At 65.5% G+C, this 23,396-nt stretch carries 22 protein-coding genes, 1 tRNA gene and 1 pseudogene; 16 read left to right on the forward strand and 8 right to left on the reverse strand.

What is annotated here, in order from left to right; all coding sequences use genetic code 11:
- From P3W85_RS35980 to P3W85_RS35990, 3 genes are all read left to right on the forward strand, one after another.
- A partial coding sequence (locus P3W85_RS35980) for a glycoside hydrolase family 3 C-terminal domain-containing protein (RefSeq protein WP_276268280.1) occupies nt 1–1,123 on the forward strand: 1,123 nt, incomplete at its 5' end.
- A gap of 162 nt (nt 1,124–1,285) precedes the next feature.
- Nucleotides 1,286–1,861: a TetR/AcrR family transcriptional regulator gene (locus P3W85_RS35985; protein ID WP_017230892.1), complete on the forward strand. Its 576-nt coding sequence runs from the start codon at nt 1,286–1,288 to the stop codon at nt 1,859–1,861.
- A 126-nt stretch (nt 1,862–1,987) separates the two neighbouring features.
- Nucleotides 1,988–2,683 (forward strand): pentapeptide repeat-containing protein, encoded by a 696-nt coding sequence (locus P3W85_RS35990; protein ID WP_276268281.1) that lies wholly within the window; start codon nt 1,988–1,990, stop codon nt 2,681–2,683.
- A gap of 197 nt (nt 2,684–2,880) precedes the next feature.
- On the opposite strand, the gene P3W85_RS35995 is transcribed toward P3W85_RS35990, so the two are convergent.
- Entirely contained in the window at nt 2,881–3,846 is a 966-nt protein-coding gene (locus P3W85_RS35995; RefSeq protein ID WP_276268282.1) for a LysR family transcriptional regulator, read from the reverse strand.
- Between the two features lie 134 nt (nt 3,847–3,980).
- Between P3W85_RS35995 and P3W85_RS36000 the strand changes: the two genes are divergently transcribed.
- The 6 genes from P3W85_RS36000 (at nt 3,981) to aroQ (ending at nt 8,336) form a co-directional block, all read left to right on the forward strand.
- Complete coding sequence (locus tag P3W85_RS36000; RefSeq protein ID WP_276268283.1) at nt 3,981–4,931, forward strand: ketopantoate reductase family protein; 951 nt, start codon at nt 3,981–3,983, stop codon at nt 4,929–4,931.
- A 1-nt stretch (nt 4,932) separates the two neighbouring features.
- Complete coding sequence (locus P3W85_RS36005; RefSeq protein ID WP_276268284.1) at nt 4,933–5,319, forward strand: VOC family protein; 387 nt, start codon at nt 4,933–4,935, stop codon at nt 5,317–5,319.
- Between the two features lie 13 nt (nt 5,320–5,332).
- A complete protein-coding gene (locus P3W85_RS36010) occupies nt 5,333–5,782 on the forward strand; it encodes a MaoC family dehydratase (protein ID WP_430869687.1) in 450 nt (149 codons plus the stop codon).
- Nucleotides 5,779–7,005, forward strand: a complete 1,227-nt coding sequence (locus P3W85_RS36015; protein ID WP_276268286.1) for a CaiB/BaiF CoA transferase family protein — start codon at nt 5,779–5,781, stop codon at nt 7,003–7,005. Before P3W85_RS36010 ends, P3W85_RS36015 begins: the two co-directional genes overlap by 4 nt.
- A complete protein-coding gene (gene aroE / locus P3W85_RS36020; RefSeq protein WP_276268287.1) occupies nt 7,002–7,823 on the forward strand; it encodes a shikimate dehydrogenase in 822 nt (273 codons plus the stop codon). The genes P3W85_RS36015 and aroE overlap by 4 nt, the downstream gene beginning before the upstream one ends.
- A gap of 63 nt (nt 7,824–7,886) precedes the next feature.
- The gene (gene aroQ / locus P3W85_RS36025) at nt 7,887–8,336 is read left to right on the forward strand and encodes a type II 3-dehydroquinate dehydratase (protein WP_276268288.1); all 450 of its coding nucleotides are present in this window, start codon (nt 7,887–7,889) and stop codon (nt 8,334–8,336) included.
- Nucleotides 8,337–8,342: 6 nt separating this feature from the next.
- Here aroQ and P3W85_RS36030 read toward each other — a convergent pair.
- Nucleotides 8,343–8,677, reverse strand: a pseudogene (locus tag P3W85_RS36030) (aldo/keto reductase); the annotation flags it as partial.
- A gap of 190 nt (nt 8,678–8,867) precedes the next feature.
- Here P3W85_RS36030 and P3W85_RS36035 point away from each other — a divergent pair.
- Nucleotides 8,868–9,731, forward strand: a complete 864-nt coding sequence (locus P3W85_RS36035; protein ID WP_276268289.1) for a cytochrome c — start codon at nt 8,868–8,870, stop codon at nt 9,729–9,731.
- Between the two features lie 412 nt (nt 9,732–10,143).
- On the opposite strand, the gene P3W85_RS36040 is transcribed toward P3W85_RS36035, so the two are convergent.
- Nucleotides 10,144–10,434 (reverse strand): hypothetical protein, encoded by a 291-nt coding sequence (locus P3W85_RS36040; RefSeq protein WP_276268290.1) that lies wholly within the window; start codon nt 10,432–10,434, stop codon nt 10,144–10,146.
- 443 nt (nt 10,435–10,877) lie between these two features.
- Between P3W85_RS36040 and pip the strand changes: the two genes are divergently transcribed.
- Nucleotides 10,878–11,837 (forward strand): prolyl aminopeptidase, encoded by a 960-nt coding sequence (pip, locus tag P3W85_RS36045; protein WP_017230902.1) that lies wholly within the window; start codon nt 10,878–10,880, stop codon nt 11,835–11,837.
- Between the two features lie 44 nt (nt 11,838–11,881).
- Here the strand turns inward: pip and P3W85_RS36050 are convergent, their stop codons facing one another.
- Nucleotides 11,882–12,574, reverse strand: coding sequence for a DUF2076 domain-containing protein (locus P3W85_RS36050; RefSeq protein ID WP_276268291.1), 693 nt, complete (start codon nt 12,572–12,574; stop codon nt 11,882–11,884).
- 298 nt (nt 12,575–12,872) lie between these two features.
- Here P3W85_RS36050 and P3W85_RS36055 point away from each other — a divergent pair, with 298 nt between their 5' ends.
- The gene (locus tag P3W85_RS36055) at nt 12,873–13,370 is read left to right on the forward strand and encodes an OsmC family protein (RefSeq protein WP_017230904.1); all 498 of its coding nucleotides are present in this window, start codon (nt 12,873–12,875) and stop codon (nt 13,368–13,370) included.
- Between the two features lie 129 nt (nt 13,371–13,499).
- Here the strand turns inward: P3W85_RS36055 and P3W85_RS36060 are convergent.
- Nucleotides 13,500–13,586 (reverse strand) — tRNA-Leu (locus tag P3W85_RS36060).
- A 187-nt stretch (nt 13,587–13,773) separates the two neighbouring features.
- On the opposite strand from P3W85_RS36060, the gene P3W85_RS36065 reads away from it, so the two are divergent.
- Nucleotides 13,774–14,115, forward strand: coding sequence for an FKBP-type peptidyl-prolyl cis-trans isomerase (locus P3W85_RS36065; RefSeq protein WP_276268292.1), 342 nt, complete (start codon nt 13,774–13,776; stop codon nt 14,113–14,115).
- A 114-nt stretch (nt 14,116–14,229) separates the two neighbouring features.
- Here P3W85_RS36065 and P3W85_RS36070 read toward each other — a convergent pair whose 3' ends face one another.
- On the reverse strand, nt 14,230–15,585 hold the full coding sequence (locus tag P3W85_RS36070; protein WP_276268293.1) for a sensor domain-containing diguanylate cyclase: 1,356 nt from the start codon (nt 15,583–15,585) through the stop codon (nt 14,230–14,232).
- A gap of 715 nt (nt 15,586–16,300) precedes the next feature.
- Here P3W85_RS36070 and P3W85_RS36075 point away from each other — a divergent pair.
- Nucleotides 16,301–19,051 (forward strand): UPF0182 family membrane protein, encoded by a 2,751-nt coding sequence (locus P3W85_RS36075; protein ID WP_276268294.1) that lies wholly within the window; start codon nt 16,301–16,303, stop codon nt 19,049–19,051.
- Here P3W85_RS36075 and P3W85_RS36080 read toward each other — a convergent pair.
- Entirely contained in the window at nt 19,042–19,218 is a 177-nt protein-coding gene (locus tag P3W85_RS36080) for a hypothetical protein (RefSeq protein WP_276268295.1), read from the reverse strand. The two genes, P3W85_RS36075 and P3W85_RS36080, sit on opposite strands and share 10 nt — an antisense overlap.
- On the opposite strand from P3W85_RS36080, the gene P3W85_RS36085 reads away from it, so the two are divergent.
- Complete coding sequence (locus tag P3W85_RS36085) at nt 19,217–19,840, forward strand: phosphatase PAP2 family protein (protein WP_276268296.1); 624 nt, start codon at nt 19,217–19,219, stop codon at nt 19,838–19,840. The two genes, P3W85_RS36080 and P3W85_RS36085, sit on opposite strands and share 2 nt — an antisense overlap.
- On the opposite strand, the gene P3W85_RS36090 is transcribed toward P3W85_RS36085, so the two are convergent.
- On the reverse strand, nt 19,806–21,365 hold the full coding sequence (locus P3W85_RS36090; RefSeq protein WP_017229218.1) for a TerC family protein: 1,560 nt from the start codon (nt 21,363–21,365) through the stop codon (nt 19,806–19,808). The genes P3W85_RS36085 and P3W85_RS36090 overlap by 35 nt on opposite strands.
- A 283-nt stretch (nt 21,366–21,648) precedes the next feature.
- Here P3W85_RS36090 and P3W85_RS36095 point away from each other — a divergent pair, with 283 nt between their 5' ends.
- On the forward strand, nt 21,649–23,190 hold the full coding sequence (locus P3W85_RS36095; RefSeq protein ID WP_276268297.1) for a methyl-accepting chemotaxis protein: 1,542 nt from the start codon (nt 21,649–21,651) through the stop codon (nt 23,188–23,190).
- The last annotated feature ends 206 nt before the right edge of the window (nt 23,191–23,396 follow it).

A 23,396-nucleotide genomic window follows, 5' to 3' on the forward strand; every position in this document is an offset into this window, starting at 1 on the left:
GGTCCTGCTCGAGAACCGCGGCCGGACGCTGCCCCTGAAGAAGACCGGCACGCTCGCGGTGATCGGGCCGTTGGCCGATGCGCCCGTCGACACCATGGGCAGCTGGTCGGCGGCCGGCAAATCCGGGCAGACGGTCACGCTGCTGCAAGGCGTGCGCGACGCCGTTGGCGACCAGGCCCGGGTGGTCTATGCCCGCGGCGCGAACGTGACCGACGATGCCGGCGTGGTCGGATACCTGAACTTCATGAACTGGGACAAGCCCGAGATCGTGCAGGACAAGCGTGCTCCCGGCGACATGATTGCCGAGGCCGTGGAAGCAGCACGCGGCGCCGACGCCATCGTGGTCGCCGTAGGCGAGTCGCGCGGCATGTCGCATGAGGCATCGAGCCGTACGAGCCTGTCCTTGCCGGGCGGCCAGGAGACCCTGCTCAAGGCGCTCAGGACGACCGGCAAGCCGCTGGTGGTGGTACTGATGAACGGCCGCCCCCTGACGCTCGCCTGGGAAAAGGAGAACGCCGATGCCCTGCTCGAGACCTGGTACGCCGGCACCGAGGGCGGCCATGCGATTGCCGATGTATTGTTCGGCGACTACAACCCATCGGGCAAGCTGCCCATTTCCTTCCCGCGTTCGCTGGGGCAGATCCCGACCTATTACAACCATCTGCGCATCGGACGCCCTTTCGTGCCGGGCAAGCCGCCGAACTATACTTCGCAATACTTCGAAGAGCCGTCCGGCCCGCTGTATCCGTTCGGCTATGGCCTGAGCTATACGGACTTCAGCGTGTCCGACATCACGCTATCGAGCCCGGCCATGCCGCGCCATGGCCGGATCGAGGCCAGCGTGACGGTGACCAACACCGGGGAGCGCGACGGGGAGACGGTGGTCCAGCTCTATATCCAGGATGTCGCCGCCTCTGTGGTGAGGCCGGTGAAGGAGTTGAAGGACTTCCGCAAGCTCATGCTCAAGGCGGGCGAGGCGCGCGTGGTGCATTTCACCATCGACGAGGACAAGCTGAAATTCTTCAACGCCAGGCTCGAATACGCCGCCGAGGCGGGGGATTTCAAGGTGCAGATCGGGCTGGACTCGGAGACGGTGCGGGAACGGGGGTTCGCGCTGCGCTAGCCTGGCTGGCGGGGCTGGCCATGCAGCCGGGCAGGTCAGGTCCCTCCAGGCTGTTCCAGCCACTCACGGCCTGACGTCAGCCCCCGGCCCCGCTTTGTCTTGTCCTTGCTACAAAGCAAGGGCAAGGTGCTAGAATAATAAATCCGTCTGGCTGGATTTATCATGTCCGAAGCAAGCAAGCGTCTCAAGAACCCTGAACTGATCCGGACCCAGTGCCTCTCGGTCGTGCGGGACCTGCTGGTCTCTGACGGCCCCGAGTCGGTTACGCTCGACCTGGTGGCGCAACGCGCCGGCGTGAGCAAGGGAGGCCTGCAGTATCACTACCGCAGCAAGAACGCCCTGCTCGAAGCCCTGTGCGAGCAGCTCTTCGAGGAATTCGACAGCCGCTATCAACGCGCGCTGTCCGCCGAGCCGGATGGTCCCGGCAAACACGCCCGCGCCTACATCAGGACATGCTTCGACAGCACCTCGCCCAACAACGCCATTGGAACGCAGCGTGCCATTGCCATGCTGGCCTTGACGCTCCCCAGCTGCCGCCAGGGATGGAGCCAGCGCATGAGGGACGCCATCGCGCATGACCCCGCCGACACCACTGCCGAAGATCGGCTCCTGATCTGCCGCCTGGCGGGAGATGGCATGTGGTACGCGGAAATGTTCGAGGTCTATGACGTCGATGCGCCCCGCAAGGCACGTCTGCTGGCATCGTTGCTGGCGATGTGCGACAGGGCCACGCACTAGACACAATGTATTGACGCACTCGCTCGTCGATCGCTTGCCTCATCCTCTCGGACACACCCAGGTGACCAAGGGCGGCACTTCCAAAACAGAATCAAGGCGTCATCCGACGTTCCTTCCGCCAATCCCATGCCCATACCATCCCCCCACATCATCAGCAATGCCGGGCTCTCGCGCAACGGCATCCTCGAGATGCTTGCGCAACGGCCGGCCGCGCTCCGTTTCGCGCAATGCAGCTTCGACGACCTGGACCTGAGCGGCCTGGACTTTTCGTCCGTGGAATTCCTGATGTGCACCTTTGCGGGCGCGCAGCTGAGAAAGGCGAACCTCGCCGAGTCGAAATGGATGCGCTGCAAGGCCGCCGGCGCCGACTTCACCCTGGTCGACGCCACGGAAGCGCGCTTCTGCAACAGCGACCTGAACAACACGCAATGGGAGCGCGCGCGGCTGGCCGGCGCCCTCTTCACGGAAACCAAGCTGACCGGCGCCCGGTTCCGCGAAACCGCCACCCTGGGCCTCGTTTTCCACAACACCCTTCTCGTCGGCAGCGACCTGCGCGGCTTGTCGTTCCGCAAGCAACGCCTGGAGCAACTCGACCTGTCCGATGCCGACCTCGCCGGCTGCGATTTCCGGGATACCGTGTTCGAGGGCGGCAGCCTGCGTGACGCCAACCTGAAGCACGCCCGCTTCGATGGCGCGGACCTCCGCCTGGCCGAACTCGGCGGGCTGAGCCTCACGACCGCCGCGGCCTCGTTCAAGGGAGCCATCATCTCCGTTGGACAGGCCGCCGAGATGGTCGGGCAGGCGGGCATCCGCGTCGGCTGAACCGGCGTTGGAACGCCAGGATTCCGTGCTGGCTTCCGTCTCCGTTGCCCGGCCCGGAATCCGGCATCGCGCGTACGGCAACCCGGCGCCAGGACAAGTGGACGCCGGCGAAGGGTTGCAACCGGTGAGCAGTTCAGCGCGCCGGCGTCGGCGGCAAGGCCGCTCCTCCGCCATGCCCTGCCCGAATTCCTGGCCTCCTACGCTTCCGAGCCGGGCTTCGGCTCCCCGTGCTTGATTCGGCGGCTCTGGAACAGGATTTCGCACACCCCGCGCAGCCAGCGATTGGCGGGATCGTGGTGGAAGCGAGCATGCCAATGCTGCTTGACGGTGAAGGGCGGGATGGCCACTGGGCAAGCCAGAACGGATAAATTGGTCATTGCCGCCAGCGTCTCGCCAATATGGCGCGGCACGGTGGCGATCAGGTCGGTCGATGCGACGATTGCCGCCAGTCCAAGGAAGCCGGGGAGTTCAAGCATGATGTTGCGGTGGATCTGTTGCTCCTCCAGCGCGCGCTCCAGCACTTGCGCGCCCGTGCCCCCGACAATGCCGATGTGACCTTCGCCGCAATAGCGCTGCAGCGTGAGTTGCTGCGCAATGCGGGCATGGCGCGCATTGACCAGGCACACCCAATCCTGCGGAAACAAGGTTTGCTGGTAGAAGCCCGCGTCAAGCCAGGGCACCAGGCCGAGCGCCAGGTCTGCCTCGCCGGACTGCAGCGCCGCCGCCGTATTGCCGTCGATACGCGCCGCCACCAGCCGAACGCAAGGAGCAAAGGTGCGCACGTGCGCCAGCAACTGCGGCAACAGCGTGATGTGGCTGGCGTCAGTCATGCAAATGCGGAAGGTACGTTCCGCCGTGGCGGGGTCGAAACTGACATCGCACGTGGTGAGCAAGCGCAAAGACTCCAGCGCGTTGCGGGCGGTCTCGATCAGCGCATCGGCGCGGGGCGTCGGCTGCATGCCGGAGGGCGTGCGAACGAACAGCGGATCGTTCAGCTGGCGGCGCAGCTTGCCCAGCCAGATGCTGACCGTGGACTGGCTTTGTCCCAGCGCCGCCGCCGACTGCGTGACGCTGCGCGTTCGGTAGAGCAGATCCAGCAGCCTGAGCATGCGGGGCTCAATCAGGTCGTCGTCGGGATTCGGGGCGAGCGCAGTGTGCGGCATGCGGTATGTGCGGCGTATGCGTATTGCATTTCGCAATGAACAGTATTGCCTTCATTGTATTTACCAAATAGGCCGAGGTCCATATCGTTTCACCTGTGGCTGCGCCCCCTTTCGGCGCGGCATAAGGAGACAAGGTGAAGATTTATGTCCTCGGTGCCGGCGCGCTCGGTTGCGCGATCGGCGGAACGTTGGCCAGGGCTGGCTCGGACGTCACACTGATCGATCGCTTCCAGGCGCACGTCGATGCCGTCCATCGCGATGGCCTGCTCATGCGGGACGGCGATTCGGAAATCCGCGTCCGGGTGAAGGCTGCCACCGGCTGCGCCGGCCTGGCGCCGGCCGATCTGGTGATCGTGCTCGTCAAATCCTTCCATACCGCGCAAGCCATTGCTTCAGCCATGCCCATCGTCGGCGCGCAGACCTCGGTCATGTCGCTGCAAAACGGCATGGGCCATGAAGACATCCTGGCGCAGGCAGTGGGCCGCGCACGCGTGCTGGCCGGCAAGACCTATGTCGGCGGGGTATTCCTGGGCCCGGGCCGCATCATTGCCGGCACCCGGGGCAAGCTCACCATCATCGGCGAACTCGACGGCGCGCTGAGCGACCGCGTGCGCGCCATCGCGGCGGAGTTCGAGCGCGCCGGCCTGCGCACCGACGTCAGCGACAACATCGTCGGCACCATGTGGGACAAGTTGCTGATCAACGTCGCCACCGGCGCGCTCAGCGGCATCACCCGCCTGCCCTATGGCGGCCTCTACGCCGTACCCGAGGCCGAGGCTTGCGCCGTGGCTGCGGTTGCCGAAGCCATGGCGGTGGCGCGTGCCAACGACGTGAAGCTCTCGATTGCCCAGCCGCGCGACGCCTGGGTGATGGCGGCAGACGGGCTGCCGCCGGATTTCAAGGCATCCATGCTGCAGAGCCTGGAAAAAGGCGCCGCCACCGAAGTCGATTTCATCAACGGCGCGGTGGTGCGGGCGGGAGCGCGCTGCGGCGTGCCGACGCCGGTCAACCAGGCGCTGGTGGCGTGCATCAAGGGCATCGAGCACGGCCTGACCCAGCAGCCTGCCGCCGCGGGGAGCCAATGACATGGCAGCCGCAAGCAAAGCCTATGTGGAGCATGCCGCCATCCGGGTCAGGGACATCCACTGGCATATCCGCTTTTTCCGCGACGTGCTGGGCATGGCCATGCGCGAGATCGACGGCACGCAGGCGCAGCCGCGCCAGTACTGGACACTCGGCGGCATGCAGTTCATCGCCAGCCCGGACTTCGACGGCCCCGAAGGCCGGCTCGCCCACCTTGGCGTGATGTGCGAGGACCTGGAAGCCGCGCTCGCCGCGGCCGCATCGTTCGGCGTGAGCGAGATGCCCCAGGGCCGCAACTGGCTGCGCCTGCCGGACGGCCTCGCCGTCGAACTCATTCAAGCCAGCCCCGGCGCGGTAGCGCAGGCCCTGGCCATCAATCCCCGTGCCTGACAAGGATATGGCAATGAGCGAAGAACGTTACTGGGACGACGCCCGCGTGGGCGACGAATGCATCAGCCCCGCCTACGAGGTGACCGAGGCCCGCGTCATGGCCTACGCCGACCTGACGGGTGACCACACCCCTGTGCACACCGACGAGGCATATGCCAGGACCACGCCGTTCGGCACGCGGGTGGCACACGGCCTGTTCGGCCTTTCGATTGCCGACGGGCTGAAGACCGTCAGCGAATACCGCTTCCTGCCCGGCATGTCGCTCGGCTGGACCTGGGATTTCCTGGGTCCGATCAAGCTCGGCGACACGCTGCACGTCAGGTTTCGCGTGGGCAGCATGCGCGAGTCGAAGAGCAAGCCCGGCTGGGGCATCGTGGTACTGCCCTCCGAGCTGATCAACCAGCGCGGCGAAGTCGTGCAGAAAGGCGAGCATCGCCTGATGATTCCGCGGAGACCGGCATGACGCAAGCGCTTCCCCTGGATGGCATCCGTGTCATCGACTACAGCCACTTCCTGGCGGGCCCCTACCTGAGCCGTTGCCTTGCCGCGCTGGGCGCGGAGGTGATCAAGGTCGAGCGTCCCACCACGGGCGACGCCGGGCGCCAGCACCCCTACTTCGTCGATGGGCAAAGCGGCTACTTCCTGCAGCAGAACATGGGAAAAAAGGGCCTATGCATCAACCTCAAGGACCCGCGCGGCCTGGAACTGATGCACAGGCTGGCCGATACGGCCGACGTGTTCGTCGAGAACTACCGGCCGGGGGCACTGGACAAGCTCGGCCTTGGCTACAAGGCCCTGAGCGAGCGCAACCCGAAGCTGGTGTATTGCTCGGTCTCGGCCTATGGCCACACCGGCCCGGATTCGCATCGTGCCGGCTTCGGGCTGATCGCGGAAGCCAAGAGCGGCATCATGCAGATGGTCGGCTCGCCCGGCGAGGCCCCGCCGTTGCTGCGCATTGCGCTGGGTGACATGTACACCGGCATCCACGGCGTGGCTTCGGTCTGCGCCGCCCTGCTGGGCCGGGTCAAGTCCGGCCGCGGGCAGCACATCGACATGGCCCTGTATGACTGCCTGGTGTCGATGCACGAGTACGCGGTGCAGTGCTACACGATGTCGGGCGGCCAGGAAGTGCCGGTGCAGACCGGCCACGACCTGCCGCAGTCGACCCTCTACGGTGTCTTTACCGCATCGGACGGCTACGTCGTTATCGCGGCCCAGGTCGACGATGCGTGGAAGCGCTTCGCCGCCCTGGTCGGCGGCGAGGCGTTCGCCGCCGACACGCGGATGCACACCGCCGCTGGCCGCAATGCCCACCGCGCGGAGATCCTGCCGGTCGCACGCGGCTGGGTGGCGCAGCGCACGGTCGCGCAATGCCTGGTGGCGCTCGATGCCATCGACGTGCCGTGCGCCAAGGTGCAACGCATTGACGAAGTGCTGGCCGATCCGCAAGTAGCGGCACGCGGCATGGTGATCGAGCAGGCGCATCCGCTGCTCGGCAAGGTGCGGCTGCCCAACCTGCCGTTCCGCTTCTCGGACTGCGACACCACGCAGAAAATGCCGGCACCCCTGATGGGCCAGCACAACCTGGACATCGCTGCCGAGCTTGGCTTCACGGCCGCGCAGATCGACGCAATGGTGAACGACGGCGTGCTGTATGCCGAGGCCACTGCAAGGAGCACGACATGACCGACCGCTACGCCGTGATCGGCAATCCTATCGGCCACACCAAGTCGCCGCTGATCCATGGTGAATTCGCGCGGGCCACCGCGCAGGATATGGAATACATTGCGATCGAGGGGCCGCTCGAGGGCGTTGCCGAGGCGCTGCTGGCCTTCCGCGACGCCGGCGGGCGCGGCATGAACGTGACCGCGCCATTCAAGCTGCAGGCCTATGAACTCGCCACCGACAGGCTGGAGCGCGCACAACTGGCAGGGGCGGCCAACGCGCTGAAATTCGAGGGCGGCCGCATCCTCGCCGACAACTTCGACGGCGTGGGGCTCCTCAACGACATCCAGCGCAATCTCGGCTTCTCGCTGGCGGGCAAGCGCGTGCTGGTGCTCGGCGCGGGCGGTGCCGCCCGCGGGGCATTGCTGCCTTTCCTGCAAGCGGAGCCGGCGGAAGTGGTCATTGCGAACCGAACCGTCGAAAAAGCGTCCGCGCTCGCCAGCCAGTTCGCCGCGCATGGCCGGGTGAGCGGCTGCGGCTACCAGGACCTGGCGCGCGAACGCTTCGACCTGGTCGTCAATGCCACCTCCGCGAGCCTCAAGGGCGGGTTGCCGCCGGTGCCGGCCGATGCCTTCGTCCGGGCAGCGCTTGCCTATGAGCTGGTCTACGGCAAGGGGCTCACGCCCTTCCTGCGCTTCGCGCAAAACGCGGGGGCGGCATCATTGGCCGACGGCGTCGGCATGCTGGTGGAACAAGCCGCTGAAGCCTTCGCCTGGTGGCGCGGCGTCCGGCCCGAGACACGGGATCTGATCCGGCGCATGACCGTGCCCTTGGTGTAGGACGCGAAGCGGATCCGCAGGTCCGGGTCAGCTGAAATCCCGATTCAGAAAAGGAGTACGGCCATGAAGGTTCTCATGCTGCACGGCATCAACCACAATATGTTCGGCAAGCGCGACCCCAAGCAGTACGGGACCATCACGCTGGCGGAAATCGACGCGAAACTGCAGGCACTTGGCCAGGAGCTGGGCGCCGAGGTGGACAGCTTCCAGACCAACAGTGAAGGGGCGATGTGCGAACGCATCCACCAGGCCTATGCGGAGGGCGTCGATGCCGTGCTGATCAATGCGGGGGCCTGGACGCACTACAGCTACGGGATCCGCGATGCACTGGCGATCCTGACGGTGCCAGTGGTCGAACTGCATATGTCCAACATCCACGCGCGCGAGGCATTTCGTCATCAATCGGTCTTCGCGGAAATCATCCTGGGTCAGATATCGGGCTTTGGCGTGGACAGCTACCTGCTGGCCCTGCGCGCCGCGGTGTCAGCCGCGCAAGCCGCACGGCAGGCCTGATCTTCATTCGGTCTGCTGGATTCGCTTGTCGCCGCGCCCGGCGCGGCTGTCGGCCGGCGGCGGCGCATCCGTCGCGTACTTGCCGCTGAGTACACCGCGTGCCAGCGGGCTGTACGAAACGACGCCAAGCCCATAGCGGGCCGCTGCCGGCAATTGCTCCACCTCCGCGGTGCGGAGCGGTTCGCTGGCGACGGGCCTGTCCATGCTGAATGCATCGGCAAGGCGCACGATGTCGGCAAGGCGCCAACCGCGGAAATTGGATGCGCCGAAGTACCGGAGCTTGCCCTGGCGGATCAGGTCGCCGACAGCCCGCCCCCCTCCTCCAGCGGCGCCTCGGCGAGCGTGAAGTCCCGGGGCAGCAACGACCGTTCGGGCCGCACTCTCCGCCTTCGCGCTTTCGCATACACTGTGCGCTCAAACAAGAATGGGTACATTCCGGCTGTCGCTCAACCGGCTCGGGGCGCAAGCACGCGAGACATTGGTTGACAGCAGGATTCCCGCACATTCCCCCGGAAAACTGGAGAAAGACGCATGAAAGCCTGGATCGCAAGGACCGTTGGCGCGCTTGGCTGCGCGATGGCATTCCTGGCAGGTCCGGCGTGCGCCGCGGACACGGCGACGCTAACCATTGCCGCTGGTACGCAACAGCGCAGCTGGACGCTCGATGGACTGCTGACCGACCGTCGCCTGACCGATGTGACGGTGGACGACGACAACCTGAAACGCCGCCTGACGTTCAAGGCGATCCCCCTGGCGGCCCTGCTGCGCGGCATGCCGGTGACGGCCGACGCGAGTGCGACGACCGCGGCCAGCGACGGCTATATTTCCCACCTGCCGATGCGCCTGCTGCTGGCCGATCGCACCGACGAGCCGCGCGCCTGGCTGGCGGTGGAAAATCCCGCCGCACCCTGGCCGACGCTCAAGGGCCAGGACATCGGGCCGTTCCGTCTGATCTGGACAGTGCCGTCGGGCCACGCCGCCGCCGTGGTCAACGAGAGCCTCTGGACCTACAGCATCGTGCGCATCGACATCACCGCATCGCCTGCCGAGCGCTTTGCGGCCATCCGGCCCGCCCCCGGCCTGCCGGCCGACGGACCGGTCATGCGCGGCTTCGCGACATTCCAGCGCGTTTGCTTTTCGTGCCATTCCCTCAACCGGGTCGGCGACGCCCACCTTGGCCCCGATCTGAACGTGCCGTACAGCCCGGTCGAGTATCTGGGCGACGACAAGCTGGCCAGCCTGATCCGCGATCCGCAGTCGCTGCGCTGGTGGCCCAACGCGCGCATGTCGGCGATCGACGAAAAAACGCTGCCCGACGCCGACCTGAAGGACTTGCTGGCCTATCTGCGGCATATGGCCGGACGCAAGGTGGCGGCGTCTGCTGCCGGCTCCTGAACTGCATCGAGCAGACAAGCGGGCGAGCTACTGGAAAGATCCGCCCTTCTGCCGGCGCTCCCGCATCGGATCTCCTGGTACGAAGCAGACGGCAGGGCCGCCTTGCCCAGGGTAGCGAGCACGCCACTGGTGAGGACGCTTGCGCTCCCATTCACGCGCACCTGGTTGATGGGCACAAGGACACGGCCAACACCGCAAGCCGGCGCATCGGTCATGGCTTGCCTGCCTGGCTGGGAAATTTGCCCAAGGCCGGCCAACCGCCAGTGTCCCGAACAGTGGACTTGGGACGCGCACCGCCCAACGACGTGCCGCGCCCAAGCAGATACTGGAGATCCTGGGTGCTCCCTGCGCCGTTCTCCAGCGCCTGGGCGGCGTGCAGCACCTTGTCGGGCCCCACGCGGCCACCCCGGAATCAGGCGCTGGCGCCTTCTTCCCCGCCACCCATCGCCATCATCTCGCTCAGCACCAGCGTCTCGTGCGCCAGGCCGGCAGCCAGCGATAGCAGGCGCCCCTGGATCTCTCCAGTCGGGTTGGCGCACGGGCCGGCGGCGGCGTAGTCGCTGGCGGCGCACAGCAGCGCATGAAGCTGCGCCGCCTTCTCGGCAGCGAGACTCAGCGGGCTCTCATTTGGCGTATGGGCGGTCACGAACATATCGGCGCCCGTGTGCTCGGCCGTGATGCCATGGCGAGTGTGCTTATGCATGGGCGGCCTCCTGCTGCGTACCGTGCAAGCGCGGCACGATGATGAGGGAGAGGGGGTCGGGAAGTGCGAAGTGCCCGGTACGGGCGAGCGAAAACTGGGGCATGGGAGTGCCTCCTTCTTGAGCGGTTTCGGACCCGCTCCCCGCTGTCAATCGGGGTGGGCGGGCGCATGACAGGGTTGACAGACCGGCAAGAAGGGACCGGCGAGCCCGAAGGCTCCCCTGCCAAGGCCCGCCCATAGGGACGTGCGAAGGCACGACGGACGAAAAAATGCCGCCTGGTTGGCGGTCGTCCGCCCTCTTGCTCGGGCTGTCAAACCCGGCCGCCGTTGTTGCAGCGGCCCGCGTAGTATAGCTTGAGGCGCCAGCGCATTGGAGCGCATGCGGCCGTCCAGCCTCGCGCGATACACTCCGACTCTGCCAACGCATCCCCTGGACCCGACCCATGCCACAGCTTCGCTCGCTCTATCCCGCCATCGAACCCTATCAAACCGGCACGATGGATGTCGGCGACGGCCACGTGGTCTACTACGAACGGGTCGGCACGCCTGGCGCCAAGCCGGCGGTCTTCCTGCATGGCGGCCCCGGTGGCGGCATTTCGGCCGATCACCGCCGCTTGTTCGATCCGGCGCGCTACGACGTCATGCTGTTCGACCAGCGCGGCTGTGGCCGCTCTACCCCGCACGCCGGGCTGGAGGCCAATACGACGTGGCACCTGGTGGAGGACATCGAGCGCCTGCGCCAGCTGGCCGGCGTCGAACGCTGGCTGGTCTTTGGCGGCTCGTGGGGCTCGACGCTCGCGCTGGCCTATGCGCAGACATACCCGGAGCGGACCAGCGAACTGGTGCTACGCGGGGTCTATACCGTGTCCCAAGCGGAACTGGACTGGTACTACCAGCACGGCGTCTCGGAGATGTTTCCCGACAAATGGGCCCGCTTCCAGGCCCCCGTCCCGGAAGCCGAGCGCGGCAACATGATGGCCGCCTACCGCAAGCTGCTGACCGGCAGCGATACCGCGAAACAGCTGGAGGCGGCCCGGGCGTGGAGCGTGTGGGAAGGCGAAACCATCACTTTGCTGCCCGATCCTGACAACAGTGCAAAGCACGCCGACGGCCATTTCGCGCTGGCGTTCGCACGGTTGGAGAACCACTACTTCACGCACCGCGCCTGGCTGGAGGAAGGACAGTTGCTGCGCGACGCGCATCGCCTTGCCGGCATTCCCGGCGTGATCGTGCACGGCCGCTACGACATGCCCTGCCCGGCAAGGTATGCCTTTGCCCTGCACCAGGCGTGGCCCGACGCCGATCTGCATCTGATCGAAGGCGCCGGGCACGCATGGACCGAACCCGGCATCCTCGATCAGCTGATTGCCGCTACCGACCGGTTTGCGGCGGCACCGCGATAGTCCGGCGCGGGCAGTCCGGGCAAGCCCCGCACGCCCTGAACGTCCTAGGCGTTGAATGCATCGTCATTCAGGAAGTCGTCATTGCCCAATCCGTCATCCAGGAGCCCATTGCTCAGGCCCCCATCCGTATCGGGCGCCCCCCGCGACGAGCGGCCGTCGTTCTCGTAGTAGTTGTTGACGACGGTGGTCTCCGTCGGCATCTGCCCCATGGCGGGCTGCCCGAAGAAGCCGCCGCCGCTGCCGCTATTGCGATGGAACAGGTTCTCGATCCCCTGGAACAGGAACGCGCCGCCGGCCACGCCGGCTGCCGTCGTTGCGATACCGCCCAGCGCGCTCCCCAGGCCGCCGCTCAGGAAACCGGGCCGGGACGGCTCCGCCGGCACGGGCTGGGCCTGCTGCGGCACGGCGACAGGCGCGCTCGCCGGCGGCGGCATGACGGGGTTCGGTGCGGCGCGGCCAGCGCTATTGCCCCAGGCATTGTCCGGGTCGAGAAAGCGATTGGCGCCGCTGGACTGCGCCATCTGCAACTGACTCTGCAGCGTGGCGATCTGCGTTTTTGCCGTCGCCAGCGCATGGTCCAGCATCATGGCGCGCTGGACCAGCAGGTATGCGGCATCGGGCTGCCTGGCAACCGCGTCGGCAATGAAGGCCTCTGCCTGGGGGTCTTTCGCCCCAGCCCTGGCCTGCGTCAGCTGCGTCAAGAAGCCTTCCAGCGCTTGCATCTCTTGCGGGGTCATGGCACCTCCTATCCGGGTTGTCTTGTGTGCTGCCAGTCTATGGGCCGAGACTTAAGCAAGACTTAAAAAAGGCCGCTCCAAAGTGACTACCGAGCCGCGCGACCGCCTCGCGCCGGGGCCTCGGCAACACCTTGCATTGCCAGCAGGCCTTCCGTGTCGCCACCGTTCCAGTTTCGTGGCGCGCCCAGGCTTGGCCGTTGCCGCCGGGTCACTACAGATATGCAAACTCGAATTCCTTATTTCCCAAGGATGGGAAAAGCCTCAAGAATCGGACTGAAAGACGCTCGAGGAGACTATCTTGTCCGATCCATATCAATCGCTGTTCATCGCAAACCAGCAAGCATTGGCTGCACAACCCGAAAAGGCCGTTGTCAATTTCTCGGTGGAAAGCCGCGGCGAGGACGGACTGCACCGCAAGGTCAGGATACGGGAGTTCACGGTGGACGTGGACGAGCCGCTTGGCCTTGGCGGCAGCGACAAGGCGGCCAGCCCGGTCGAGCTTGCCCTGGCTGCCCTGGCGACCTGCCAGGAGATCACCTACCGCCTGCATGCAGCCGCGCTCGGCATTCCCCTGAGGGATGTTTCCGTCCAGCTACAAGGCACGCTTGACCTGAGAGGCTTCTTTAGCGTTGATCCGGAGGTTCGCCCAGGCTTTACCGATATTCAAGGCACCGTGAAATTCGATAGCAGCGCGAGCCAGGATGCGCTCAAGGCGCTCAAGGAGAGCGTTGACCGGCATTGCCCGGTGCTGGATCTCTTCCGGAATCCGACCCCTGTCTCGATAGCGATCGCCTAGCGGCGTTCAAACTGCGGGTGCGGGGAGACCACATGCGCGGATTCGCTTTGGGCAGTGCAAAAGCTACAAAAGCTAAAAAGCTACAGAAACAAAAGGCCTGCACGGATGCAGGCCTTTTGCTTTCAATCTTGGTGCCCAGGAGAGGACTCGAACCTCCACAGTGTTGCCACCGCTAGGACCTGAACCTAGTGCGTCTACCAATTTCGCCACCTGGGCAAGGTGAGCTGCGCATTTTACCCAACCAATCGAAATTTGCAAGCGCTGCGCATGCGGGATCGGAAGAAAATTCGCACCGCGTCCCGCAGGCACTCCAGGCCCGCGTGCATGGCGATGCTTCAGGAAGTTTGCGAGAATCCCGCCTGAGCAGGCTATCCACGAACCACCAGGCGAACGAGAACGATCGATGAGCAGCGAACTACAGGTTGAAGACCTTCAAATCGGCGACGGCAAGGCCGTGGTCAAAGGCGCCTTGATCACCACCCAGTACAGCGGCTTCCTGGAGGACGGCACCAGGTTCGACTCCTCCTACGATCGCGGCAAGCCCTTCCAGTGCGTGATCGGCAGCGGGCGCGTGATCAAGGGCTGGGATCAGGGGCTGATGGGCATGAAAGCCGGCGGCAAGCGCAAGCTCTTCGTACCCGCCCACCTGGCGTATGGCGAGCGGCAGGTCGGCGAGCATATCAAGCCGAACGCCAACCTGATCTTCGAGATCGAGCTGCTGGAAGTGCTGACGCGGGACGATTGAGCGCGCAAGGCCCGGCGCGTTACGGCACCACTCGCTCCGCTCCCCGGGATGAGATCCCGGATTTCGCCGCGTGACCGCAGCCGCCGGGAGCCACCGGAAGCCACCAGACGCCATTCAGCCATCCGCGAGATGAACGCGATTGCGCCCGGCCGCTTTCGCCCTGTACAGCGCCACGTCGGCCGCCTCGACCAGTTCGTCGGCCAACCTTTCCCACCGCAGCGCGGCGCAGCCGGCGCTGACCGTGACGTATCCGGCGGGAGCCGGGGCGTCGAGTCTCAACCGCATCACCGCCTGGGTCGCTTGCGCCGCGATTTCGGATGCGCCATGCAGATCGGTGTCCGGCAGCACGATGGCAAACTCCTCTCCGCCGTAGCGGCAGACGAAGTCCGCCGGACGCCGGACGACTCCGGCCAGGGCCGATGCCACGGCGACCAGGCAGGCATCTCCCTTGGGGTGCCCCAGGGCGTCGTTGTAGCGCTTGAAATGATCGACATCGATCATGATCAGCGACAGCGGCAGATTCCCGCGCTTGGCGCGCTCGAATTCCTTGCCGAACTGCGCGTTGAAATAGCTGCGGTTGTAGATCGCCGTGAGCGCGTCATGCACCGATGTCTGCAGCAACGTGACATGGGCTGCGAACAGCCGCCGGTACAGCACCGTGACTTCCCACACCAGGACGCACACCAGGACGCCCGGGGCAAACATGCTGAATACCCTGGCGAGATACCAGCCCACGCTGAACCTGGCCGCGCTCAGCAGGTTCAGGCTGGTATCGATAAGGCAGGCAAGCAGGGCGATCGATATCCATATATCGAGCACGGCGCGCAGGCGCCCGCGTAGCAGCACGACGGCAATGGCGACGACATTGAGCGCCCAGATCACCAGCGCCGTAGCATTCCTCTCATAGCCGCCCGAACTGCCCGCTACCTTGAGCGCGGATGGCAAATCGCCGTACAGGGCCAGCCCGCAAAGCGCCACGCCGACCGCGACCGGCCCGCCCACCAGCCCCCACGTCCACAGGCCGACATTCCTGGGGCGGATCAACGCTTCCCCGGACAGGTTACGCATCACCACGGCGAGAATCACAAAGAACGGAAAGCCGCCATGCCAGAAGACCCACATCCACAGCGCGCTGTCGGGGCCGGCGCCAAAGAGGCCATCGGGCGTGAAGACGCCGGGAAACATCATCAACTGCAAAGCCACCGCCAGCGCTGTGAAGGCGTAGGCGCCACCGAGCGCGCCCAGGATCGGCTGCCGCGTCACGGTGAATTGCGCGCTGAGCAGGAAGCTGACAATGCAGGCTGTCGTGAATACCGTCAGCGCGCACATCGGCATGAAGGGAGGCACCGCGGGCAGCGCCTGCGTTGCGCGAGGCACGGCCAGCGCGAAGACGCCCAGGATGAGCAGCGTCGTGATGCCGGCAAGCGTTGCCTGTCTGCGCGTAGCCGGCCTTACCAGGAAGCTTTCCATGCAGTCCACCCGTATCAGTGTCCGGAGTCACAACTTCGTTGAGTAAGTCAGCCGATAAGACGCGCGATCCGCCGTCACCAATGCTCGCAAGGCTTCAGCCTTGCTGCGCTTCGCTCCCAGGCTCCCATGCCTGCTCTACTGACTTGCCCGGTCAACGAGGTTCAGACCCAGGACACCAGCCGTCCCTCCGCGGCCGGCAGCCATCGGGTCCGGCAACGCGAAGCGACATCCGTCGAAACGCTATCCACGCACAGGCTGTCATGCCGTGTTCCCGGCATTGCGCTGACGATTCTGCGCCACTTTGCGCTTGCACGACAAGGGGAGCCCACTCTTCTGCCATGCGTCGGCGGCAAGGTGAAAAGACCGGAAAGACCACCTGCAAGCTAGCGTCGGCCACCGCCGCGTCGGAGCCGGCGCCTGAGCAACGGCAAAATGTTACTTAATATTCACACCAACAGGCGTACGGGACAATCCGCCAAGCCGGGCAATCGAGTGAGACTTGACCCACGCAGGCGCCCGCGGGAGCCCCCCGCTTGCCTGTTCGCAAGCCTACAATGAGTTATCCGGTGCTCTCTGCGGCGGTTTCTTGCCTGGCTACGGGCCGCCATGCGCTTATGCATCGCCCGTCCGTTCAGCCGCGCGCCTTGCGGCATTGGCGATGCCCGATGGTCCGGCCGCATCCGGCGAAGGATAACGGCCCGGCAAAGGAGGGGCGATGCGGTCGCGAGTCAGATCCGGCGGGCGCTTGAAACGGTATGCGGTCACGGCCGCAGCCGTCGTCGCCGGCCTGTTCGCCGTCGGGCGCTTCACCAGCATACTGGTCGACTGGCTCTGGTTTTCCTCGGTCGGCTACGCCGGCGTTTTCTGGACCATCTTCTCCACCCAGGCGCTCCTGTTTGCCGCCGTGTTCGCGGCATCGGCCGGCGCGATCTGGGCATCGGGGCGGCTGGCGCACCGCTATGCGAGCAGCCCCGGCACCCTGCGGGCCGCCTTCTCGCATGGTATGCCCGAAGTCGTCAGTGAACTGGCCGAAGAGGTCGCGCCGCACATTCCGTGGCGCGCCAGCATCGCCTGGGCCGCCATTCTTCTCGGGCTGCTGATCGCCACCAGCGAAATATCGAACTGGAGCATGGTGCTCCGCTTCCTTCATCAGGTGCCATTTGGCGAGCGCGATCCGATCTTCGGCAAGGACATCGGCTTTTATCTCTTTTCCCTGCCCGTCTATGTCGCGCTCAAGAACTGGCTGCTGCAACTGCTTTTCTGCTGCGCAGCGATCGCGGGCGTGATCTACGGGATGCGCGGAGACATCGCGCCGGGCTGGTCGCCGGGCGGATTCTCGCCCGCCGCGGCCGGTCACGGCTCGGCTCTGCTCGGCTTGTTCTTTTTGCTGAAGGCCTGGTCCTACGGGCTCGATCGCTTCCTGCTGCTCTACGGCGACAACGGCGTGGTGGTCGGCGCGGGCTATACGGATATCCATGTCGAACTGCCGCTCCTGTGGCTGCTTGCCGGCCTTGCCGTTGCCGCATCCGCCGCCTGCTGGGCGAATATGCGCTGGCACGACTATCGCATTCCCGCCGCGTCGGCACTGCTGGTGTTCGGCGGTTCGCTGGTGTTCGCAGAGATCTACCCGGCGCTGTTCCAGCGCTTCTACGTCAAGCCGAACGAGTTGCAGCTGGAGACGCCGTATATCGAGCACAATATCGCGCTGACGCGGCAGGCCTACGGTCTGGGGCGGATCGCGGTAAAGCCGTTTCCGGCCGAGCAGGATCTGAATCTCGCCTCGCTCCAGGCCAATCGCCCGACCATCGACAACGTCCGCCTGTGGGATGTCCAGCCGCTGCTGGATACCTACGCGCAGTTGCAGGAAATCAGGACCTACTACAAATTCCTCTCCGTGGATATCGACCGCTACCGGCTCGACGCCGGCTACCGGCAGGTGATGCTGTCCGCGCGCGAACTGGAGCCGGCGATGCTGCCGTCGAACGCGCAGACCTGGGTGAACCTGCATCTCCTGTTTACCCACGGCAACGGCGTGGTGATGTCGCCGGTCACCGAGAAATCCACGGAAGGCCTGCCTTCCCTTTATCTGCAGGATATTCCGCCCGCCGCCAACGGCGGCCCGCCCATCCGCGAACCGCGCATCTATTTCGGCGAAGGCGGCCAGGGCTTTGTCATCGTCAAGGGCAACATACCTGAATTCGACTACCCCAAGGGAAAGGACAACGTCTACGCCGCCTACAGCGGGCGCGACGGCGTCGCCGTCGGCAGCCTGGCACGGCGCAGCCTGTTCGCCTGGCAGCTCGACGATCTCAACATCCTGCTGACGGGCTATATCACGGACGAGAGCCGGATCCTGCTCCATCGCAATATCCAGGACCGGGTACGTACGATCGCCCCGTTCCTCAGCCTCGATCACGACCCCTATATCGTGGCGAGCGACGGACGCCTGTTCTGGATGCAGGACGCCTATACCACCAGCAGCTGGTTTCCCTACGCCGAACCGGGCACCGGCGACGGCACCAACTACATCCGCAACGCGGTCAAGGTGGTGATCGACGCCTATAACGGCACGGTCGAGTTCTATGTGAGCGACCCTGCCGACCCGATCGTGCGGACGTACCAGCGCATCTTCCCCGGCCTGTTCAAGCCGCTGGAGGCCATGCCGCAGGACCTGCGGCAGCATATCCGCTACCCCGAGGATCTGTTCCTGATCCAGGCGCAGCGCTACCGCGCGTACCACATGGATGCGCCGGAAGTCTTCTACAACCGCGAGGATCTCTGGCAATTCCCCCGGGCACCGACCGATCTCGACGGCAGGAATTCCCCCGGCATGCAGATGATGCCCTATTACATGATCATGCGGCTGCCCGGGGAGCCGCGCGCCGAGTTCGTCCTCATGCTGCCAATGGTGCCAAGCCAGCGCGAGAATATGATCGCCTGGCTGGCGGCGCGTTGCGATCCACCCGAGTACGGCAAGCTGATCGTCTACGCCTTCCCCAAGGACAAGCTGGTCTTCGGGCCGTTCCAGATCGAGGCGCGCATCCAGCAGAATACCGAGATCTCGCAGCAGATCTCGTTATGGAACCAGATGGGCTCGCGCGTCATCCGCGGCCATCTGCTGGTGGTGCCGATCGAGAACTCGATCCTCTACGTCTCCCCGCTCTACCTGCGCGCGGCATCCGGCCAGTTGCCCGAGCTGAAACGGGTGATTGCCGCCTATGGCGAGCGCGTGGTGATGGAGGAAACCCTGGGCGAAGCGCTGGCGGCGCTGTTCAAGGAAGCCGCCCCGCTGACAGCGCCGCCCGGCGGCACGGCGGACGCCCGCGCGCGCGCGGCGCTAGCCCATTATGACCGTGCCATCGAGCGATTGAAGGCGGGAGACTGGAGCGGCTTCGGCGCGGAGCTCGATGCGATGCGGCCGCTGCTGGAGGCGCTCGGCGCCGGCCACCCCAAGGATCAGAGGTAATCCTGCTTTGCCGCCAGGTAGCGCCGCGCGGTCCGGCCCGCCCGGGCGAGTAACATGCCCACGGAAAACCCGCGGCGATGCCACGATGGCGGCGCCTTCAACTCACGAAATATCACGATGCCGGTTTCCTGGATCACGATCACGAATTTTGGCGGCGCGGCCGTCATGCTGCCGGCCGCCGCCGCTATCACAGCGTGGCTGCTGCTTGGCCGCGTATGGCGGATGGCACTGGCATGGGCGCTTCTGTTCGGCATCGGCGCCTTGCTGGTGGCGCTCAGCAAGATGCTGTTCCTGGGCTGGGGCATCGGCATCCGCGCGATCGACTTTACCGGCATCAGCGGCCACGCCATGCTGGCCGCGGCGGTATTTCCCACCGTGGCGCACCTGGTGCTGCAAAAGCGCTCGCCGCACGTTCGCCTGTGCGGGGCGGCGCTGGCGCTGGCGCTCAGCCTCGGGGTCGCCGTGTCACGCGTGGCGCTGATCGCCCATTCGGTTTCCGAGGCAGTGGCGGGCTGCGCGCTCGGGTTCGCGGTCAGCGCGGCTTTCATCCACCTGACGCGCAAGCTCGAAGCGCCAAGATTGAGCGCGCTGCCCATGGCGCTCAGCTTGTTCGTGCTGATCATGCTGCTGCATGGCGAACGCCTGCCTACGCAGCGCTGGATCACGGACGCGGCGCTGCAATTGTCGGGGCGCGAGCATCCCTTCCGGCGGGCGCGCTGGAAGGCAAGCGGCTTGCCAGGCGTCACGCCTGCCATCACCCGGCAGCCGGCGCGTCTCCCACATACCTGACTTCAACGCTATCGATCCGGCGATCGGACACTGCGACAACCGTGAACCGGTAGCCCTGATAGTCAAACACGGTATCCGGCGACGGCACCGCCCCGAGGTGGGCAAGCAGGAACCCGCCGAGGCTGGAGAACGAAGCGCCCGCGCCAGGCCCAGCCAGAGGGATCTCCAGCGTCCGCGCAATCGTGTGCAGGTCCGCGCCCCCGTCCATCAGCCAATGGCGATCGCCCAGCGGCGCGATCTCGGCTGCCTCGTCCTCGTCCGGGAAGTCCCCTGCGATCGCCTCCAGGATATCCACCGGGGTCACCACGCCTTGCAAGGCGCCGTACTCGTCCGTCACCAGCACCAGCTGGCCGCGGGAATTCCTCAATGTCTCCAGCAACCGCAGGATGCCGATCGACTCGTGCACGATGATCGGATCCCGGACTGTCTTCGCCATATCGATATGGCCCTGCTCGAGAATGTCCCCGATCAGGTCTTTCCCCCGTGCGACGCCGATAACGTCATCCATCTGCGTGCGGCAGACCGGGAAGAAGCTATGGGGCGCGTCCAGAACCTGCTTCCGGATCGCCCCGGCATCATCTTCGACCCTGATCCAGGAGATATCGGCACGCGGGGTCATGACGGAGCGCACCGACCGTTCCGCCAGCGTCAGCACGCCGCTTACCATGTTGCGCTCCTCAGGCGCGAATGCGGTGGCCTGGGGCAGTGGCTGAGGTACGCCTTCCTGCTCCGCGACGGCGCTTTTGCGGCGGCCGCCGAGCAACCCGAGCACCGCGTCGGCCGTGCGCTGGCGCATCGGCAGCCGCGCTTCGTGGCGCCGGACATTCCTTCTCGCCACCTGGTTGAAGAACTCGATCACGACCGAAAAACCGATCGCCGCGTACAGATAGCCCTTGGGGATGTGGAAACCGACGCCCTCCGCCACAAGGCTCAGCCCGATCATCAGCAGGAAACTCAGGCACAGGACCACCACGGTCGGATGTGCGTTGACAAAACGCGTCAACGGCTTGGATGCCAGCAGCATGACGCCAATGGCAATCACCACCGCCGCCATCATGACAGCCAGTTGATTGACCATGCCGACGGCGGTGATGACCGCATCCAGCGAAAACACGGCATCCAGGATGACGATCTGCGCGACCACGACCCAGAAACCCGCATAGTTCGACCTGCCGCCCTCCTCATGCGGCATGCCCTCCAGCCGCTCGTGCAATTCCGTGGTGGCCTTGAAGAGCAGGAACAGGCCGCCGAGCAGCAGGATCAGATCGCGCCCCGACACCGGCCAGGTTCCAACCGCGAACAGGGGATCGGTCAGCGTGATCAGCCACGACATCACCGAAAGCAGGCCAAGCCGCATCAGCAAGGCAAGCGACAGCCCGATGAGCCGTGCTTTATCGCGCTGACCGGGGGGAAGCTTGTCCGCGAGGATGGCGATGAATATCAGGTTATCGATCCCGAGAACGATCTCCAGCACCACCAGCGTAGCCAGGCCGATCCAGATGGAGGGGTCAGTCAGCCATTCCATTTTCTAATCCATTCCTTTGTAGTCCAGGAAGCCGGCCAGGCCGTCCTCCGCAAGTTGCATATTCTAAGGTAGCCGCGTTACCGATACAGGTGGGCGGCGCTCCGCCGGGCCTCTTCCCATCGGCGTGCCGGCAGTGCCCGCACTAAAGTTTCTCCCCCGCTTGTCGTTACTCACCATAGTCCGCAACTACGTCCGCCATCGCGCGGTGCGGCAGGGAAAAGAGCGGATTGGCGCCTTGGGCGCCAGCCTTTCGCCGCCATTCATATCCAATCAGGTAGAAGAAATGAAGAATCTTGGAATTGGTGTACGCCTTGGCATCGGCTTCGGCGTGGTGCTACTGCTGTCAACGCTCATGACCGTCTTCGGCATCCTGTCGCTGCAGGCTGTCGCCGGGCACACGCACGACATGATGCAGCAGCCGCTGGCCAAGGAGCGGCTGGTCAGCGACTGGTATCGCCTCATGCACACCAGCGTGCGCCGCACGACTGCCGTGGCAAAGAGTGCGGACCCCTCGCTCGGCGCGTTCTTTGCCGCGGAGACCCAGGGGTCCGTCGTGGCCATTGCCGCGCTGCGGGACAAGATCCAGCCGATGCTGGTCTCCGCGGAGGAGAAGGCTGCGTTCCAGAAGATCCAGAGCGTGCGCGGCCCCTATAACGAGTCCCGCGACCGGATCACCAAGCTGAAGGCGGCGGGCCAGACGGACGAAGCCGGCAGCGTGCTGGAGAAAGAGTTCGTGCCCGCCGGCAACGCCTATCTTGCCGAGGTCCAGAAGCTCCTGGATATCCAGCGCGCCAGCATCGACGAGACGGCGGGCAACATCAACGCGATCTATGAGACCGCGCGAACCCGCCTGATCGTGTTCGGCGTGCTGGTATTGGCGATCGGCGCCGCCTTCTCCCTGTGGCTGACCACCGGCATCACGCGGCCGCTCCACCGGGCCGTTGGCTTCGCGCGGACCGTCGCATCCGGCGACCTGACCAGCCGCATCGAGGCGGACAGCAAGGACGAGACCGGCCAGTTGCTGCAAGCCCTGGCCGACATGAACGCCAACATTCTGCGCATTGTCAGCCAGGTACGCACCGGCACCGAGTCCATCGCCGCCGGCACCAGCCAGATCGCCGCGGGCAACACCGACCTGTCCCAGCGCACGGAAGAACAGGCGTCGTCGCTGGAGGAAACCGCTTCCAGCATGGAGGAACTGACCAGCATCGTCCGCCAGAATGCAGACAATGCAAGGCAGGCGAGCTCCCTCGCGGTCAATGCCTCCCACATCGCGGTCAAGGGCGGCGAAGTCGTCGGACAGGTAGTCGATACCATGGACGAGATCAACGGCGCGTCGAGAAAGGTGGTCGACATCATCTCCGTGATCGAGGGCATCGCCTTCCAGACCAATATCCTGGCGCTGAATGCCGCGGTGGAAGCCGCCCGCGCGGGTGAGCAGGGCCGGGGCTTCGCGGTGGTGGCCGGCGAGGTGCGCAGCCTTGCCCAGCGCAGCGCGACCGCGGCCAAGGAGATCAAATCACTGATCGGCGACTCCGCGGACCGCGTGGAAAAGGGCTCGCAGCTCGTCGCGCAGGCCGGCCAGACCATGGAGGAGATCGTGGGCGCGGTGAAGCGGGTGACCGATATCATGGGCGAGATCAGCGCCGCGTCCAACGAGCAAAGCGCTGGGATCGAGCAGGTCAACCAGGCGGTCAACCAGATGGACACCGTGACGCAGCAGAATGCCGCGCTGGTGGAGCAGGCCGCTGCCGCCGCGGGGTCGCTGGAAGAACAGGCCCAGCGCCTGAAGCAGGCGGTGTCGACGTTCCGCCTCGCGGCGTAGGAGGCATTGGCAGACGCCAGGCAGATGCGCCAAAGCCGCCTGGAATGACGACGATTGTTGCCCCCATCCCCTCTGGGCGGCTTAGCCAGGAGCCACTGGAAGCGAAGCCAACGGTTTGATCCAGGGCGCGGCGGCACTTGGCACACCCGCCATCTCCCGCCCCTCTCCCGCAAGCGGGAGAGGGGAGAAAATCGGCGGCACCATGG

Source organism: Cupriavidus basilensis, assembly GCF_029335485.1.
Classification (GTDB): domain Bacteria; phylum Pseudomonadota; class Gammaproteobacteria; order Burkholderiales; family Burkholderiaceae; genus Cupriavidus; species Cupriavidus basilensis_E.

Coding starts and splice junctions, on each gene's coding strand:
- P3W85_RS35985 (WP_017230892.1), top strand. CDS start 1,286: ATGTCCGAAGCAAGCAAGCGTCTCAAGAACCCTGAACTGATCCGGACC.
- P3W85_RS35990 (WP_276268281.1), top strand. CDS start 1,988: ATGCCCATACCATCCCCCCACATCATCAGCAATGCCGGGCTCTCGCGC.
- P3W85_RS35995 (WP_276268282.1), bottom strand. CDS start 3,846: ATGCCGCACACTGCGCTCGCCCCGAATCCCGACGACGACCTGATTGAG.
- P3W85_RS36005 (WP_276268284.1), top strand. CDS start 4,933: ATGGCAGCCGCAAGCAAAGCCTATGTGGAGCATGCCGCCATCCGGGTC.
- P3W85_RS36010 (WP_430869687.1), top strand. CDS start 5,333: ATGAGCGAAGAACGTTACTGGGACGACGCCCGCGTGGGCGACGAATGC.
- P3W85_RS36015 (WP_276268286.1), top strand. CDS start 5,779: ATGACGCAAGCGCTTCCCCTGGATGGCATCCGTGTCATCGACTACAGC.
- aroE (WP_276268287.1), top strand. CDS start 7,002: ATGACCGACCGCTACGCCGTGATCGGCAATCCTATCGGCCACACCAAG.
- aroQ (WP_276268288.1), top strand. CDS start 7,887: ATGAAGGTTCTCATGCTGCACGGCATCAACCACAATATGTTCGGCAAG.
- P3W85_RS36035 (WP_276268289.1), top strand. CDS start 8,868: ATGAAAGCCTGGATCGCAAGGACCGTTGGCGCGCTTGGCTGCGCGATG.
- P3W85_RS36040 (WP_276268290.1), bottom strand. CDS start 10,434: ATGCATAAGCACACTCGCCATGGCATCACGGCCGAGCACACGGGCGCC.
- pip (WP_017230902.1), top strand. CDS start 10,878: ATGCCACAGCTTCGCTCGCTCTATCCCGCCATCGAACCCTATCAAACC.
- P3W85_RS36050 (WP_276268291.1), bottom strand. CDS start 12,574: ATGACCCCGCAAGAGATGCAAGCGCTGGAAGGCTTCTTGACGCAGCTG.
- P3W85_RS36065 (WP_276268292.1), top strand. CDS start 13,774: ATGAGCAGCGAACTACAGGTTGAAGACCTTCAAATCGGCGACGGCAAG.
- P3W85_RS36070 (WP_276268293.1), bottom strand. CDS start 15,585: ATGGAAAGCTTCCTGGTAAGGCCGGCTACGCGCAGACAGGCAACGCTT.
- P3W85_RS36075 (WP_276268294.1), top strand. CDS start 16,301: ATGCGGTCGCGAGTCAGATCCGGCGGGCGCTTGAAACGGTATGCGGTC.
- P3W85_RS36085 (WP_276268296.1), top strand. CDS start 19,217: ATGCTGCCGGCCGCCGCCGCTATCACAGCGTGGCTGCTGCTTGGCCGC.
- P3W85_RS36080 (WP_276268295.1), bottom strand. CDS start 19,218: ATGACGGCCGCGCCGCCAAAATTCGTGATCGTGATCCAGGAAACCGGC.
- P3W85_RS36090 (WP_017229218.1), bottom strand. CDS start 21,365: ATGGAATGGCTGACTGACCCCTCCATCTGGATCGGCCTGGCTACGCTG.
- P3W85_RS36095 (WP_276268297.1), top strand. CDS start 21,649: ATGAAGAATCTTGGAATTGGTGTACGCCTTGGCATCGGCTTCGGCGTG.